This window comes from Vreelandella zhuhanensis, assembly GCF_009793355.1.
Classification (GTDB): Bacteria; Pseudomonadota; Gammaproteobacteria; order Pseudomonadales; family Halomonadaceae; genus Vreelandella; species Vreelandella zhuhanensis.
In genome coordinates this window covers 46,590-62,617 of record NZ_WTKP01000001.1, presented here as the reverse complement: position 1 = coordinate 62,617, position 16,028 = coordinate 46,590, and the positions used below count along the sequence as shown (strand labels likewise).

Annotated in this window: 9 protein-coding genes; 3 read left to right on the top strand and 6 right to left on the bottom strand. The window is 62.6% G+C overall.

Annotated elements, in window-relative coordinates:
- The first annotated feature begins 368 nt into the window (after positions 1-368).
- The 3 genes from GPM19_RS00245 to GPM19_RS00235 are packed head-to-tail and all read left to right on the top strand — an operon-like array spanning position 369 to position 6,924.
- A complete protein-coding gene (locus GPM19_RS00245) occupies positions 369-4,865 on the top strand; it encodes an EAL domain-containing protein (RefSeq protein ID WP_160416896.1) in 4,497 nt (1,498 codons plus the stop codon).
- Positions 4,862-6,316, top strand: a complete 1,455-nt coding sequence (locus GPM19_RS00240; protein ID WP_160416895.1) for a GAF domain-containing protein — start codon at positions 4,862-4,864, stop codon at positions 6,314-6,316. The genes GPM19_RS00245 and GPM19_RS00240 overlap by 4 nt, the downstream gene beginning before the upstream one ends.
- Positions 6,313-6,924, top strand: coding sequence for a biliverdin-producing heme oxygenase (locus tag GPM19_RS00235; protein WP_160416894.1), 612 nt, complete (start codon positions 6,313-6,315; stop codon positions 6,922-6,924). The genes GPM19_RS00240 and GPM19_RS00235 overlap by 4 nt, the downstream gene beginning before the upstream one ends.
- Before the next feature lie 121 nt (positions 6,925-7,045).
- Here GPM19_RS00235 and GPM19_RS00230 read toward each other — a convergent pair whose 3' ends face one another.
- The 6 genes from GPM19_RS00230 to xdhA all read right to left on the bottom strand — a co-directional run bounded on the left by GPM19_RS00230 (position 7,046) and on the right by xdhA (position 15,786).
- Positions 7,046-7,723: a type 1 glutamine amidotransferase domain-containing protein gene (locus GPM19_RS00230; RefSeq protein ID WP_160416893.1), complete on the bottom strand. Its 678-nt coding sequence runs from the start codon at positions 7,721-7,723 to the stop codon at positions 7,046-7,048.
- Positions 7,724-7,951: 228 nt separating this feature from the next.
- Positions 7,952-9,331 (bottom strand): NCS2 family permease, encoded by a 1,380-nt coding sequence (locus tag GPM19_RS00225; protein WP_160416892.1) that lies wholly within the window; start codon positions 9,329-9,331, stop codon positions 7,952-7,954.
- Positions 9,332-9,559: 228 nt separating this feature from the next.
- Positions 9,560-10,876, bottom strand: coding sequence for a guanine deaminase (guaD, locus tag GPM19_RS00220; RefSeq protein ID WP_160416891.1), 1,317 nt, complete (start codon positions 10,874-10,876; stop codon positions 9,560-9,562).
- Positions 10,877-10,953: 77 nt separating this feature from the next.
- Positions 10,954-11,805, bottom strand: coding sequence for a xanthine dehydrogenase accessory protein XdhC (xdhC, locus tag GPM19_RS00215; protein ID WP_160416890.1), 852 nt, complete (start codon positions 11,803-11,805; stop codon positions 10,954-10,956).
- The gene (gene xdhB, locus GPM19_RS00210; protein WP_202114618.1) at positions 11,805-14,321 is read right to left on the bottom strand and encodes a xanthine dehydrogenase molybdopterin binding subunit; all 2,517 of its coding nucleotides are present in this window, start codon (positions 14,319-14,321) and stop codon (positions 11,805-11,807) included. The genes xdhC and xdhB overlap by 1 nt, the downstream gene beginning before the upstream one ends.
- Positions 14,305-15,786 carry a xanthine dehydrogenase small subunit gene (xdhA, locus tag GPM19_RS00205; protein WP_160416889.1) on the bottom strand — a complete coding sequence of 494 codons (1,482 nt, stop codon included), beginning with the start codon at positions 15,784-15,786 and terminating at the stop codon, positions 14,305-14,307. Before xdhA ends, xdhB begins: the two co-directional genes overlap by 17 nt.
- Positions 15,787-16,028 lie beyond the last annotated feature (242 nt).

Here is a 16,028-nt window from a genome sequence, read left to right as displayed (position 1 = left end):
TGAAAATTACCTTATAACTAATTGATATTTATAGAGAGAATTGGCCGTATCGGCTGGGCGATAATAAGGTAATCTCTTGAAATCAATAAGATACTGAGCTGAGTGCGGCAAAATGGGTTGCAACTGCCGGCAATGGCTGACTGCCTCTCTCAAGCAAAAGCTAGGGGCTGTTGATGTCTACATGGGCAGCCTTGCTCCTATCCGGCCAAATCTCTCTGCCACCAAACATCAACAGGCCCTAATTAATGGCCGCAGATGGTATTATTCGCGCGAAGCGATGAACTGTCCTCAAGTCGCGAAGTGTGAGGGAGTCATGCTGGGCAAGATTATAGTGCACCGAATCCATTGACCCGCCAGAGGAAACCCCCATGCATTCAGAGCACGAGCATGCCGACGAGGTGCTCGCCGTGGTGGGTATCTGGCTATCGACGGATGATCTGGATTCGTTGTCGGAGCTGATATGTGACCTGGACCCGGCACTGCCCTTCGCCTACGTGATTCAGCCGTGGTCACCAGACGCCGCAAGCCTGCAGTGGGAAGAGCTGTCTCGGGAGACATCGCTGAAGGTACGCCTGCTCAATGAGGGAGACCGTCCCCATCCCGGCACTCTGCTCGTGGCACCGGCCAATACCGGTGTCACGTTTCACGATGGGCAGTTGAACCTGGCATCGGGCAAGTCGGATGTAGCGTTGCCTTGGATCAATGACTTCTTTCTCTCGCTAGCTGCGGATGCCGGCTCCCTGGCCGTCGGTGTGCTGCTTTCTGATGCCGGTTCCGGCGCCACCGCCGGGCTGCATGCCATCAGTGCCGCCGGTGGAATCGTCTTGACCAAGGCAACCACCCATGACAGTGGTCTCGTTGCTGCCGCCATCGAAGCGGACAAAGCCGGTTTCGTACTCGAGCCCAGTGCCATGGCGCGTCAACTGGCGAGCCTGGCGCATCTCATCGATCTGGGCGTGAAAGATCATGGCGCCGTGGTCACGCAACTGTTCGAGATGCTAAAAGCCCAATGCCAGTTCGATTTTTCCAACTATAAGCCCAGTACCGTGGCTAGGCGGTTGCATCGGCGCATGGTGGCCAGCGGTGCCAGTAATCATGAGCAGTACCTGGCGCTTGTCGAGAGTCATCCGGAAGAACTTGACCTCCTGGCACGGGATATCCTGGTCTCGGTCACCGCCTTCTTCCGCGACCCGGCTGCCTTCGAGGCGCTGTCGCGCCATGTGCCGGAAATACACCAGCGCTGCCAGCAACTGGGGCGCGCTGCGAGAATCTGGGTAGCTGGCTGTGCCACCGGCGAGGAAGCCTATTCCATCGCCATGCTGTTCGATGAGGTGTGGGGAAACACCTCGGATGCGCCGGGCATCCAGATATTCGCCACTGATATCGATGAGCAGGCGCTGGCCGTCGCTCGGCGCGGGTTCTACTCCGCTGAAACACTGAAGCGTCTCGCCCCGGCGCGTCTGGCCCGCTACTTCCTGCCCGGCGAGGGAGGCTACGAAGTCGGCAAGCGTCTGCGCGACATGGTCATCTTCGCCCGCCACAACCTGGTCAGTGACCCACCGTTCCTGCGCATGGACATAATTGCCTGCCGCAACGTGCTGATCTATTTTGATGCCAACCTCCAGGCCCGGGTAATCAAGCGGTTTCACTTCGCCCTGCACAAGAAGGGCGTACTGCTTCTCGGCGGCAGCGAAAGCGTTGGCCAGGCCGACTCCCTGTTCCTGCCACTCAATCGTCGTGAGCGGCTGTTTCGCAAACGGGGAGAAACTGCCTCGGTTGCGCAGACAGCCATGCCTCAGCTGTTGCCGGCATCCCCCCGCCTGCGTGCCGATCAGGAGATTCAGCAGCTGCTCGACGGGGTGCTTTCGCACCTTGAAGCCACCGTGGCGCTATGTGATGTCGAGGGCGGTGTATTGCATACGGCTGGCGGCGCTGTGGATCGCTTCTTTCACTTTCCCCGGGGGCACACCCAAGTGGGCATCGGCGAGGTGATCGACGTCGCCTTTCGTGCCGAGCTGCTCTCGATGCTGCACCGCATGGACAAGACACCACAGACGATGCTCGGGCGTCGCCGCGATTTCGAGGGTGCCGTCTGGCGGCTCTCGGTGCACCCGGTGCGGGGAGACGAGCTGCGGTGGCTGGTGATGATCGAGCCGGTGAAGGCTGAACATTCGCTGGACATGCCCGAGCCGGACGCGGCATCGGCGCCGCCACGGCCAGTGGCGGCCGGGGTAGAGGAAGAGCTGCTGGCAGCCCGGGAGCACCTGCAGGCGCTGGTCGAGGAGCTGGCAACTGCCAACGAGGAGATGCGTACCCTCCATGAATCCGTCCAGTCCTCCAACGAAGAGATGCTGGCGGCCAACGAAGAGCTCGAGGCGGCCAACGAGGAGCTGCAGGTCTCCAATGAAGAGTTGGTCAGCCTCAATGAGGAACTCAACGCCAGGTCCAGTACACTTCAGCAGCTCAACGAGGAGTATGCTCACCTCTACAATGCCTTGGATTTTCCCATTCTGGTATTCGATGCCGAGTATCATCTCAATCGATTCAACGTCGCAGCGGCTCGCCATCTAAACCTGCGTGCCACGGCGCTGCAGCAGCACATCAATCGTTTGAAGTTACCCAGCAGTCTGATCAATCTCGAATACCACCTTGCCCGGGCCATGGCTCACGGCGAGCCGGAAGAGGCCATGATCAAGGCCGAGGAGCAAGTGCAACAACTGGCGGTCACGCCGGGAATGAGTGCCCAGGGAGAAGTGACGCGGCTGGTGGTCACTCTGGTGGATGTGACCGAGATCAGCCGGACCCAGTCGGCGCTCGAGGTGTCCCGTTCCCAGCTCGACACCCTGATGGAAAACACCAACATCCTATTGGCCATGAAAGACCTCGGCGGCAAGTACCTCTTCGCCAATTCCAGCTTCCTCGAGGCGTTCGGGCTCAGCAAGACTGCCATCAAGGGACGCAGCGACTTCGAGCTGTTTCCCGACGCCTTCGCCGGCGACAATTGGGGCTGTGATCTCGAGGCACTGCGCGGCCAGAAAGTGGTGACCGCGGAGCACACCCTACCCGGCGACCCTTCTCGCGTCTTTCGCACCGTTCATCAGATGCTGCGCAATGCTGATGGGCTCCCTTATGTGATCATCACCGAGGCCGAGGACATTACCCTGCGCAAGCAGACAGAGGGCCAGCTGCGCATCGCTGCAAAGGTCTTCGAGCACGCGGGCGAAGCGATCGTGGTGACTGACAGTGCGGCGTGCATCCAGTCAGTCAACAATGCCTTCACTCGCATTACCGGCTATTCCTCGGAGGAGGCCCTAGGCCGAAACCTCAGTCAGTTGCTTAAGTCAGAAGAGACTGAACAGGCATTCTACGAGGCTATGTGGACGTCCCTCGACAGCTGCGGTTACTGGCAGGGCGAGAACTGGAATAAGCGCAAGAATGGTGAGCTCTACCCCGAGTGGCTGACCATCAATCGTATCGAGGGCGGTGACGAAGAAGGCTCTCCCAGTTTCGTGGCCGTGTCCGCCGACATCTCGAGCCTCAAGGCCTCTCAGCGCCAGGCCGAATACCTTGCCACTCACGATGCCCTGACCGGTCTGCCCAACCGTACCCTATTTCATGATCGCCTCGATCTGGCCATGGCTCAGGCACGGCGTCACGATGAGATGGTGGGACTGATGTTCATTGACCTGGACAACTTCAAGTCGATCAACGATACCCTGGGGCACGACGTCGGTGATCAATTGCTGGTGCAGGCGGCCAGGCGGTTGCGCGACAACCTGCGCGAACTGGATACGGTGGCCCGCCTGGGCGGTGACGAATTTACCCTGATCCTCACTGATGTCACCGTTGATACCGCTGAGCACCTCGCTCATCGCATCGTTGAGATGCTGGCGCGTCCCTTCCTGGTACGAGATCACTCATTGTTCGTCTCCTCCAGCATCGGGCTAGCCTTCTTCCCTGACGACGGTAACGACGCCACGGCACTGATCAAGGCGGCCGATACCGCCATGTATCGGGCCAAGGAGAATGGTCGCAATCGCTTCGAACTGTTCAAACCCGAATTGCAGCTGCGGCTGGTGCAGCAGGCCCGTCTGGCAAGCGCCATGCGCGAGGGGCTGCGACAGGATCGCTTCCGTTTGATGTTTCAGCCCAAGTATGACACCGCCGAGCCGCCCTGCATGATGGGTGTCGAGGCGCTGCTACGCTGGAATGACCCGGAACTCGGCAATGTGAGTCCGGCAGAGTTCATCCCCGCAGCCGAGGCCACCGGCCTCATCCAGGCCATCGACCGTCATGTGGTCCAGCTGATGGTGCAGTATGTTTCGGGTTGGCTGGCTCAGGGGCTCGCGGTCGTTCCGTTGGCGATTAATATTTCGGCGTACAGCTTCCGGGAGGAGAGCTTCCTTGACTTTCTTTTCGAGCGTCTCAAGCGTTATGGCATCCCCCACGGATTGATACAGGTAGAGATCACCGAGAGTACTCTGGTGGAGCGTACCAGCACGGCACTGGGTAATATCGAGAGACTGCGCGAAGCCGGAATCCTGCTGTCCATCGACGACTTTGGTACTGGCTATTCGTCTCTGAGTTACCTCAAGCGCCTGCCCCTGGCCGAACTCAAGATCGACAAGAGCTTCGTTGATGGCCTGGGCGGGCACGATCGCAACGACGAGGCCATTGCTCAGGCGATTCTCAGCATGGCGTCAGCCTTGGGTATACGCACCGTGGCCGAGGGTGTCGAGACCTGGGCGCAACAGGCCTGGCTGCGCGAGCATGGCTGCGACTACCTGCAGGGCTTTCTTTTGTCACGGCCACTGGAGGCCGACGATTTCTCCAGGCACCTGCTCAAGGTAAGGAATTTCATATGACGACACACCGAGGCTTTCTGGCGCAGTGCGAGCATGAGTTGCTGCATCTTTCCGGGGCGATCCAGCCCCACGGAGCGTTGCTGGCCGTTGCTGCTGATGGGCGAGTGACCCATGCGTCGGACAATCTCGGGACGCTGCTGGGACTGGACCCGCAGAGCCTGCTCGGCGAGGCGCTTCCCGCACCACTGGCAACGCCATTGGGTCGGCTGGGACAACTGCCGGGCGCACGCCTGTTCGTCCCGCTTGTCGAGGGCGTGGCAGGCGATTTCGCCTTGCTGGCCTCACGCAACGCGGCAGGACAGGCGGTGATCGAGCTATTGCCCGACAACGAAGAGGAGATGTTGCTCGATGACGTCTCACCGCTTGTGCACATCGGCTCCCGGGAGGAATTGATGATGCAGCGCCAGTCACTGGTGGAGCGAATCGTTGAACTCAGTGGCTTCGATCGGGTGCTGTTCTATCGTTTCCTGCCGAGTGGTGACGGCGAGGTACTGGCCGAGGCTCTGGGGGCCGGTGCTCAGGGGCGCTATCTGGGGCTGCGTTTCCCCGCCAGCGACATCCCCGGGATTGCACGAGCACTTTATGTGAAAAATCCCTGGCGCAGTATTCCTGACGCCGCGGCGGTGTCGGTGCCACTGCTGGGGCTGGACGATGCTCCGCCGCCGGATTTGACGCTGGCGGATCTACGCAGCCTGTCACCAATGCATCAACTCTACCTGCACAACATGGGCGTGGCGTCGGCGATCTCCTTCCCGTTGACCATAGGAGATGAGCTGACTGCGCTGATCTCCTGTCATGCTGTCCGGCCAAGACGTCTGCCGCTGTCACGGCTAAACCGTCTTTCCCAGGAAGTGGAAAGCTTCGCACTGGCCGAGAAGACATACCGCACGCGTACGCGCCAGAACATGCTCGACGGACTCGAGCGTCACTTCAATGGAGTGCGCCGCCAGGTGACACGACAGGGTGGCCTTCGCCAGGCATGGTCCTTGCTGAGTCCTTGGTTGATGACGGAATTCGATGCCGACGGGGCAATGCTGTGTGGTGAGGGCACAGTGCTACGTGAGGGGCTGAGTCTTGAGCCCGAGGCCTTAGACGCAGTGGAGCGCTGGTGCGAGGGGGAAGAGGTCGTTACGCGGATCAGCGATCACCTGCTGGCCGATTGCCCGGAAATGCCTCTCTCCGAGGTGGCTGGGCTGCTGGCCATTTCCTTGCTCACCCCGTCGGGCGAACGGCTGCGCTGCTATCTGTGCCGGGAAGAGGAGGCGCAGGAAGTGGCCTGGGGTGGCAATCCCGATAAGCCAGTGGAGTTCCAGTCGGGTCCGGTACCCATCGCACCGCGGCGCTCCTTCGAAACGTGGCTCGAGACTCGGCTTGGTTACAGCCGCCCCTGGCCTGAGCAGGCTCGGCTCAAGCTGCTCAAGCTTCGCCAACTGCTGCAGGAGGCGACATGACGACGAGCATCCTGGCTCGCCAGCTGCGCGACGGCACCCGGCAGGCTCATCAGGCACTGGATCACCATCCGCTGCTCCAGCGACTGGTAACATCGGGCCTGACCCCTGCTGCCTATGGGCGCTCGCTACTGGCGATCCATCGGCCCCACGTCCGGCTGGAGGCGTGCGTGGCGGCGGGTGCTTTGCAACTCGGCATGACGCTCAGTGACGATGCCCGGGTATCCTCGCGCACCCATCGCCTGGAGGCAGATCTGAAAGCGCTGGGTATCGTGCCTCCACGAGCCTCGGCATTGGCACTGCCGGTGGCAGCAACGCCTGCCATCCTGGCAGGTCAGTGCTATGTGCTGGAGGGCTCCCGCCTGGGTGGTCAGGTCATCGCCCGTCAGGTGCGCCGGACACTCGGCGCCACTGTACCGGTGTCATACTTCGACTCACCGCAACCGGAGGCGCGCTGGCAGCGATTCCTCACCTTTCTGGACAGGCACTGCCTGCCGGAGGAGTCACCGGTGGCAGTGGCAGCTGCGCAGCATGCCTTCGACGACTACCTGACGGCGCTGAATGAGGCAGACGAGACGCGATCTGCACGGCATTCGACCTCGGAGAGTTGACCCTGGCTGGGCACTCGGCGAGTGGCTTTATCGCGCCGTGGCGGCAGATGAAGCCAGTGTCTCGCCGGAAACCAAGGTAGTTGACCTACGACTCCTGTGTTTCGGTCGGGCAACGACGATTTCATGCCAGCAAGGCGAGCAATGCTTTTGCGGCATTTTCCGAGCTGGCAGGATTCTGGCCGGTGACCAGGAGACCGTCGGTCACTACATGTGGCTGCCAGTCTGCCCCTTTCTCATAATGGCCGCCCAGGCGCTTAAACTCATCCTCTATCAAGAATGGCACGACGTTGCTCAGTCCGACCGCCTCTTCTTCGCTATTGGTAAAACCGGTGACGCTACGCCCGGACACCAATGGCTGACCCTCGGCATCGCGAACCTTGACTAACGCCCCGGGGGCGTGGCACACGAAGCCCATAGCCTTGCCGGCCCGATCGAAGGCTTCTATCAGGTCAATGGACGTCTGATCGTTCGCCAAGTCCCACAACGGGCCATGGCCGCCCGGGTAGAAAACGGCATCGAATTCGGCAGGGTTGATGTCCTGCAATGGAATGGTTGAGGCGAGTTGAGCCTGTGCTGCTGGGTCCTGGCGAAAACGTTCGGTTGCCGGGGTCTGTGCTTCCGGTGCGTCGCTGGTGGGGTCGATCGGAGGCTGGCCGCCTGCCGGAGAGGCTAATGTAACCTGGGCCCCGGCATCCTTGAACACATAGTAGGGTGACGCGAATTCCTCCAGCCAGAAACCGGTTTTCTTGCCAGTGTCACCAAGTTGGTCGTGTGAGGTCAGTACTAGCAGAATCTTCATGGCAACTATCCTTCTTCAGCATTGGTTTCAAGTGAATTGACCAATTGCCGATGCAAGTCAGCAGTTGGTCTGTGGTTTTTAAGGCCTGACATAAAGGCTTGGCCGAAGGCCTCCGTCCAGAACGGTGCGCACCGCCACAGCAATAGCCGGGAGAGGAAGGCCCGGGGGGCGGTGAGCTGAGTTATCGAAAGTGTAGAAGCGCTTCATGAATCGTGCCCGAAGTTGCCCTTAGTGCGTGGTCACCAGCATGACTACGCTGAGAGCAGCCGAGACCCACATGGCTGGCTTGATCTCCTCGATGCGCCCGGTGAACAGCTTGATCAGCACGAAGCTGAGGAAGCCAAAGGCGATGCCTAGGGTGATCGAGTAGGTCAGCGGCATCAAGATGATGGCCAGGAAGGCCGGGAAGGCCTGGTCGAACTTTGTCCACTCGATCTTGCTGATCGGGGCCAGCATGAACAGCCCCACCAGCACCAGCGCCGGCGCGGTGGCGATACTCGGTACCAGCGAGAGCAGCGGTGACAGGAACAGGAAGGGCAGAAACAGCAGAGCGATGGTCACCGCCACCAGGCCGGTCCGGCCGCCCTGGGCGACGCCGGCGCCGGATTCGATGAAGGTCTGGGCCGCGCTGGTACCCAAGGGAGCAGCAATCATCGAGGCGAAGGCATCGACGGTCATGGAGCGCTTCAGGTTGCGCGGGTTGCCATCCTTGTCCTTGAGGTCGGCCGACTCGGAGAGGGCCATGAAGCACGACAAGGCATCGAAGAAGTTGGTGAACAGCATCACGAAGATGAACGGCAGATAGGCAACTTTCAGCGCTCCCCAGATATCCACCTGCATCACCGCGCTGAAGTCCGGCCAGGCCGCCAGGCCGCTCCATTCCACCACCACGTCACCGCCCCACAGTCGGCCCATGGGCGATGCCAGCAGGGTGGTCAGGGCGATACCCAGAATCAGCGCACCGTTGAAGCGCAGGATGACCAGGATCGCCGTCGCCATCATGCCGATGAAGAAGGTGACCATGCTGGCATCCATATTGCCCAGCGTCACCAGCGTAGCGTCGCTGCCGACGATGAAGCCCGCATTCTTGAAGCCGATAAAGGTGATGAACAGGCCAATGCCGCAGGTGATCGCATAGCGCAGTGAGGAGGGAATGGCCTCGATTATTGCCTTACGGACGTTGAACATGGCCAGGATGGCGAACAGCACCCCGGACCAAAATACGCAGCCCAGTGCCACTTCCCAGGAGAGCCCTGCGCCCTGTACCAGGGTATAGGTGAACAGGGCGTTCATGCCCATGCCCGGCGCGACCAGGATCGGGTTACGGGCATAGAGCCCCATGGCCAGGCTGCTCATGAAGCTGATCAGCACCGTGGCCGAGAGGGCGGCGGAGAAGGGGATGCCGGCATCGCTGAGAATCGCCGGGTTGACCACGATGATGTACATGGAGGCCAGGAAGGTGGCGATCCCGGCGAGAATTTCGGTGCGCAGCGACGAGCCGCGACGCGTCACGCCGAAATAGTGGTCCAGCCAGTTGGCAGGTCTGGCGACCTGCCCATCGGACCGTGCGGTGCCCTTGTCGGTAAGGGAGGAGGCGTTCGGTTCCATATCGGTGATCCCATTGTTGTTAGAAATTGTTGTTAGAAATTGTTGTTAGAAATTGTTGTTAGAAAGAGTTGGAAATCGGGTATCAATCCAGGGGGCGTTTTCTATGTTGATCGCCTGGCTGACCAAGTGGTCAATCAGGCGTGGAGACAGACTAAACAACATTTGACCACTTGGACAGGTGGCTGTGACCATTGTCGTAGACGACACCCCTGCACGCAGTGAAGGCAGTCAGTCTCTGGCGTGTTGACGCCTCCCGCCCGCCCAGGTTTCCAGTACGCTGCGGTCGTCGCCCAGCATCATCAGCGCGAACAGGCGCTCGCCAAGGGTGCGACAGCGGGCATGACGCCTTGACAGCAGCGGTGTGGCATCAGGGTCGAGCACCACGAAGTCGGCCTCCATTCCGGGTGCCAGGCGGCCGATCCCGCTATCCAGCGACAAGGCTCGCGCATTGCCCAGTGTCAGGCCGTACAGCCCTTGCCAGGCCGTCAAGGGCTGACCACGTAATTGCCCGACCTGGTAGGCGGCCTTGAGGGTCGCAAGCCCGGAAAGGTCGGTACCACCGCCGACGTCGCTGGCATAGGTCACGTTGAGCCCGACATGGCGTGCGGCGTGGCGGTCGAACAGGCCGCTGCCCAGGAACAGATTGGAGCTGGGGCAGAAGGCCAGGTTGGCGCCACGATCCGCCAGCCGCTGCCGCATCCCCTGGTCGAGATGAATGCCATGGGCGAAGGTGCTGCGTGGCCCCACCAGCCCGGACTGCTCGTAGACTTCGAGGTAGTCGCGGCTCTGCGGAAACAGCTCGGCAACCCAATCCAGCTCCCCGGTGTTTTCGGAAAGGTGGGTCTGCAGCCACAGGCTCGGGTCATTGCGCAACAGCCCACCCGTCGCGTCCAGCTGTTCCCGGGTCGAGGTGGGGGCGAAGCGTGGTGTGAGGCTGTAACCGAGACGTGCCGTGCCGTGCCAGTCGCTGATCAGCCGCTCGGCGTCGCGAATGCCGCCCTGGGTGTCGTCGCAGAGTGCTTCCGGGGCGTGGCGATTCATGTGTACCTTGCCGGCCAGCATGCGCAGGTTGCGCTTGCGGCTGGCAGTGAAGAAGGCATCCACGGAATTGGGATGGCTGGAGCAGAACACCTGGGCGGTGGTGGTGCCGACCCGCAGCATCTCATCGAGAAAAACATCAGAAAGTGTCAAGGCATGAGCGTACTGGGCGAAGCGACACTCTTCGGGAAAGGTATAGTCGTTGAGCCAGTCGAGCAGCTGGCGCCCGTAGGAGGCCATGATCTCGAGCTGAACGTAATGCACGTGGCTGTCGATGAAGCCGGGCATCAGCAGCTTGCCACGATGGTCGATCACCTCGATGCCCGGCGGCAGGTCCGGTTCGAGTCGCGCATAGTCATCGAGGGCGCGGATGCGGCCATCCTCGATCCACAGGGCAGCGTCCTCGATATGGCGAACGCTGCCCTCGGCGGGGGTGTCGCCCTCGCCGGGGTCGGCATCGAAGCTCAGCAGTTCGGCGCGTATCACGCGCGGGTCGTTTGTCGTCATTATAGGGGCTCGTTATCGGTAAAAACTTGGACTTATATGAGCTTGGCTCCCGGCGTAGCTCCCGTCGCAAGAAAGCACTAGTCGAATACCTGGCGCAGTTCCGCCGGGTCGAGGCCGCGCCGGTCGGCGTGTTCGGCGCTGCCCATCAGAGGCAGCAGCTCGGCCAGGGCGGCCAGGGCAATGGCATAGGGCGTCTTGTCGCCGCCTGTGCCACCACTGGCCATGCCGATGGGGCAGCGCACCCTGGCCAGTGTCGCTTCGTCATGGCCGGCATTGGTCAGCCGTGAGCGGAAGCTAGCCCATTTGCTGTGTGATCCGATCAGGCCGATCGAGGCCATGTCATCACGACGCAGCAGGGCATCCACGAGTTCGCGGTCTTCGGCGTGGTCATGGGTCAGCACCAGCGCGTGGCTGTTCGCAGGCAGGGCGGCCACAGCGTCCCGAAGGTCAGTCGCGTGGCGGCAGGTCAGACGCGGCTGCGCCTCGGCCCAGTCGGGGAAGACGCCGTCGCGGCTGTCGTGCCACAGCACCTGCCAGGGCAGTGGGGCGGCCAGGCGGACCAGCTCGGTACCCACGTGGCCGGCGCCGAAGATGGCCAGGGTTGCCGCACTGCCGGGGAAGATCTCCAGCAAGACGTTGACGAAGCCGCCGCAACATTGCCCGCTGCGCCCGCCCAGCGCGAAGGCCTCGAGGCTCATGCCGAGCGCTCCTGACGCCAGCCGTTCGCGGGCCGCGTCGATCACTTGGAATTCGAAGGTGCCGCCGCCCAGGGTGTCGTGGACGGCGTCAACGGTGATCACCATCCGGGCTCCGGGCTCCCGGGGCGTGGAGCCGGCGCTGGTCACCACGGTGGCCAGCGCATGGGGCAGGCCGTTCCGCTGCAAGCGGTGCAGGGCCTCATGCCAGCTTTCGGGGCGCTGGACGTTCATCAGTCTCCACCTTTTTCCAGCGGCCGTGTATCGTGCCGGGTACCGTATTTGGCGCGCAGGGTTTCGGCGGCCATCAGTACGCGTTCCGGGGTGGCCGGGGTGTCGAGTCGCGGTGCCTCGGCGTAGTCGGCAAGGCTCGCCAGGGCGTCACGCAAGGCCGACCACACCGCCATGCCGAGCATGAAGGGGGGCTCGCCCACGGCCTTGGAACGATAGATGCTGGCCATGGAGTTGGGATGCCCCTCCAGCAGCTTGACGTTGAACACCGGTGGCAGGTCGCCGTAGGTGGGGATCTTGTAGGTGGCCGGGCCGTCGGAGATCAGCCGTCCGGCCTCGTTCCACTTAAGCTCTTCGCTGGTCAGCCAGCCCATCCCCTGGATGAAGCCGCCCTCCACCTGGCCGATGTCGATGGCCGGATTGAGCGAGTCGCCCACGTCGTGAAGGATATCGACCCGGTCGACCTGGTATTCGCCGGTCAAGGTATCCACGCTGACTTCCGCCACGGCGGCGCCGAAGGCGTAGTAGTAGAAGGGCCGACCCTGGCCGATGTTGCGGTCGTAGTGGATCAGCGGCGTGGCGTAGAAACCCTTCTCCGAGAGTGAGATGCGATTCAGATAGGCGGACTGGACCAGCTCGCCCCAAGGAATGCGTTGCTCGCTCTCGCCGTGGCCGGCAATCAGGTGTCCGGCTTCCAGGCGCATGTCTTCGCGGTCGAGCCCCTGATCCGGATAGAGGTGCTCATGGGCGAAGTCGAACAGGCGCTGCTTGAGCTTCATGCAGGCATCGCGTGCCGCCTGGCCGTTGAGGTCGGTGCCACTGGAGGCGGCGGTGGGCGAGGTGTTGGGCACCTTGTCGGTGCGCGTGGCGGTGATGCGGACTTCCTCGGTATCGAGGCCCAGCTCACGGGCGGCCACCTGGCAGATCTTGGTATGCAGGCCCTGGCCCATCTCGGTGCCGCCGTGGTTGATCATCACGCTGCCGTCGGTATAGACGTGCAGCAGGGCGCCGGCCTGATTGAGATGCTTGGCGGTGAAGGAAATACCGAACTTCACCGGCGTCAGCGCCAGGCCGCGCTTGACGATGGGGCTCTCGGCGTTGAACTCGGTGATCGCGCGGCGGCGTTCCCAGTAGTCGCTACTGGTCTCGAGCTGGTCGACCAGCTCCTTGAGCAGGGCGATCTGGTCCACCTGCTGGCCGTAATGAGTCGTCTGGCGGTCGGGACGGTAGAAGTTGCGCTTGCGTACCGTCAGCGGGTCCTCGCCGATGCGCCGGGCGATGTCGTCCATCGCCGCCTCGATCACCATCATGCCCTGGGGGCCGCCGAAGCCGCGAAAGGCGGTATTGGAGGCGGTATGGGTGCGGGCACGGTGGCCGGTCACCCGGGCATCGCCCAGCGAATAGGCGTTGTCGCTGTGGAACATGGCGCGGTCGACGATGGCATCCGACAGGTCCGGCGAATAGCCGCAGTCGCCGATCAAGGTGATCTCGCCACCCAGGATCACGCCCTGGTAGTCGACGCCTAACCGGTAGCGGTTATGGAAGGGATGGCGCTTGCCCGTTGCGCGCATGTCCTCGGCGCGGGGCAGGCGTACCCGGGTGGTGCGGCCGGTGCGCCGGGCAATCAGCGCGGCGATGCAGGCCCAAGGCGAGGCCTGGGTCTCCTTGCCACCGAAGCCACCGCCCATGCGGCGCACCTCCACGGTCACGGCGTGAAACGGGATGCCCAGTACCTCGGCCACCAGTTTCTGGGTTTCGCTGGGGTGCTGGTTAGAGGTGAAGACCACCACGCCCTCGTCCTCGGTGGGCTGCACCAGGCAGGCCTGGCCTTCCAGGTAGAAATGCTCCTGGCCGCCGACGAACTGCTCGTCTTCCACGACCAGGGTGGCGTCCTTCAGCGCCTGCTCCCAATCACCGCTCTGCTGAACGTGGGTGGGGCGCACGAATTCTTCCCGCTCGGCGGCGGCGACCGGATCGAGGCAGGCCGGTTGCTCGTCGATCTCCACGACTGCCGCCTGGACGGCTTCCCGCGCGGCGCGATGGTTCTCGGCGGCTACGGCGAAGATGACCTGGCCGACGTAGCTGATCTCATCCTCGACGAAGATGGGGTCGCCGGGGAAAACCGGGCCGATATCGGTGTGGCCGGGTACATCACCCACAGCGATGACATCCACCACGCCGGGCATGGCGCGGACCTTGTCCAGGTCGAGGTGGGTCAGGCGACCGTGGGCAATCGGTGAGAGGCCCAAGGCCACCTGCAGGCAGTCGGCGGGGGCGCTCAAATCGTCGATGTAGGCCGCCCGCCCGGTGACATGCTTGACCGCGCTCTCATGGGCCTGGGAATGCGGATGAGTATTGGTATAAGGAAGCGTGTCGCGGGCCAGGGGACCGTCGCCCTTGATGCGTCCATCGAGCTCGTGACGGGCAGCCGCCGAGTCGGCGCCCACGTCGGCGGTGGCGTCTTTGTTGGATGCTGGCGCGGTTCCGGGCGCCGTAGAGAGCTTAGTGAGCGTACGCATGGAGCATTACCTCCCGAGGGCTGGCTGTGGCGTCCTGCGCCTGGTTTTCAATAATAAGCACCAGGCGCAGGCGTTCGAGCAGATTGGCGGCAGAAACCTGGCGATAGTGGGCGCTGCCGCGCACATCCGACATGGGCTGGAAATCCTGGGACAGCGCCAGCCGTGCTTGCTGGAAGGCAGCCGCTGAGGGCGCCTTGCCCTCGAGTGCCGCTTCGGCCCGGGCCGCACGCTTGGGAATGCCGGCCATGCCGCCAAAGGCCAGGCGTACGTCGCGCAGTACGCCATTGTCCAGGCGCCAGGCGAAGGCCCCGAGCACCGCGGAAATATCGTCCTCACGCCGTTTGGAAAGCTTCCACACCTTGAGCGTTTCTCCCTCGACGGGATAAGGAAGGAATAGGGCACGGATCGCTTCACCCTGCTGCAAGGCGGTACGCTTGTAGTCGAGGAAGAACTCCTCAAGCGGCAGCTCACGCTCACCCTCGGGACCTACCAACTTGAGGCGTGAACCCAGCGTCAGTAGTACCGGCGGAGCGTCGCCAATCGGCGAGGCGTTAGCCACGTTGCCGCCCAGGGTGCCGCGGTTGCGAATCTGGGAGGAGCCCAAGCGATGCAGCAGGTGGGCGAAGGCATCAAAATGTTCCTCGAGCAGCGGCTCGAGACGGGTATAGGTTACGGCAGCGCCGATCCACCAGCCACGACGGCCGTCTTCGAGGGTGGTCTCTTCGATCACGTTCAGCTCGGCAACGCGGGTGACATCAATCAGTCGCTCGAAGCGTACCAGGCGTTGGGTGCTTTCCAGCCACAGGTCGGTGGCCCCGGCAACCAGCCGTGCCTCGGGGTGGCGTTCCAAGCACTCGATCAACTCAGTGAGCGTGGTGGGCTGGGCAAAGGGACTTTCACTCATGGCCGGTCCGGCTTTCGGCTCAGGGGCGGCGGCATCCATCCACAGCGGGCGATGCTCGGGGTGCTCGTTCATGGTCAACGCGGCATCGCGGATCGGGCGGTAGCCGGTGCAGCGACATAGATTGCCCCCCAGGGCGGCCTCGAGGCGCTGCGGCGTCAGTGGTGCCAGGGCCTTGTCTTGCTCCCTACGCTGCTGCTCGTGAAGGGTGAACAGCGACATGACGATGCCCGGGGTGCAAAAGCCGCACTGGCTGCCGTGGCATTCGACCATGGCGGCCTGGGCGGGGTGCAGCTTGTCGCCGTCGGCGAGGCCATCCACGGTCACCAGGTGGCGTCCATGCAGCTGATGGGCAGGCGTGATGCAGGCATTGGCGCTGTGATAGCGCAGCTCGCCGTCGGCGCCGGTTTCGCCAATGGCGACGGTGCAGGCGCCGCAGTCGCCAGAGGCGCAACCCTCCTTGGTACCCATGGCACCGAGGGTTTCGCGCAGCAGTTCAAGCACGCTGATTTCGGGTGTTGCCTCGCAATGGCGTGGCTGCCCGTTGAGCAGGAAATCGATCATCGCCGTGTCTCTTGTTGACCTTGTTAAGGAAGCGTTTCTCGCAAGAGGTTGACCAAGTGGTCAGGATTTTTCCAGCATGTGCCAGGATGTCGCACTTTGCAAGCCCGAGATCGCCTCCGTCGAGCCGTGCCCACGTCGTTAGGACCGGTGTTCGCAACCCGAGGGTCCGTAACAGCGCGCCAGTGTGCCCCAACGCCGCGGGGCCTGCGCTAAGGCAGGCCCCGGTGCTGTCGGCGAAGCGA

Excerpts from the sequence above, each read along its gene's own strand:
- GPM19_RS00225 (WP_160416892.1), bottom strand. The coding sequence starts at position 9,331 with ATGGAACCGAACGCCTCCTCCCTTACCGACAAGGGCACCGCACGGTCC.
- GPM19_RS00230 (WP_160416893.1), bottom strand. The coding sequence starts at position 7,723 with ATGAAGATTCTGCTAGTACTGACCTCACACGACCAACTTGGTGACACT.
- GPM19_RS00240 (WP_160416895.1), top strand. The coding sequence starts at position 4,862 with ATGACGACACACCGAGGCTTTCTGGCGCAGTGCGAGCATGAGTTGCTG.
- xdhC (WP_160416890.1), bottom strand. The coding sequence starts at position 11,805 with ATGAACGTCCAGCGCCCCGAAAGCTGGCATGAGGCCCTGCACCGCTTG.
- GPM19_RS00235 (WP_160416894.1), top strand. The coding sequence starts at position 6,313 with ATGACGACGAGCATCCTGGCTCGCCAGCTGCGCGACGGCACCCGGCAG.
- GPM19_RS00245 (WP_160416896.1), top strand. The coding sequence starts at position 369 with ATGCATTCAGAGCACGAGCATGCCGACGAGGTGCTCGCCGTGGTGGGT.
- xdhB (WP_202114618.1), bottom strand. The coding sequence starts at position 14,321 with ATGCGTACGCTCACTAAGCTCTCTACGGCGCCCGGAACCGCGCCAGCA.
- guaD (WP_160416891.1), bottom strand. The coding sequence starts at position 10,876 with ATGACGACAAACGACCCGCGCGTGATACGCGCCGAACTGCTGAGCTTC.
- xdhA (WP_160416889.1), bottom strand. The coding sequence starts at position 15,786 with ATGATCGATTTCCTGCTCAACGGGCAGCCACGCCATTGCGAGGCAACA.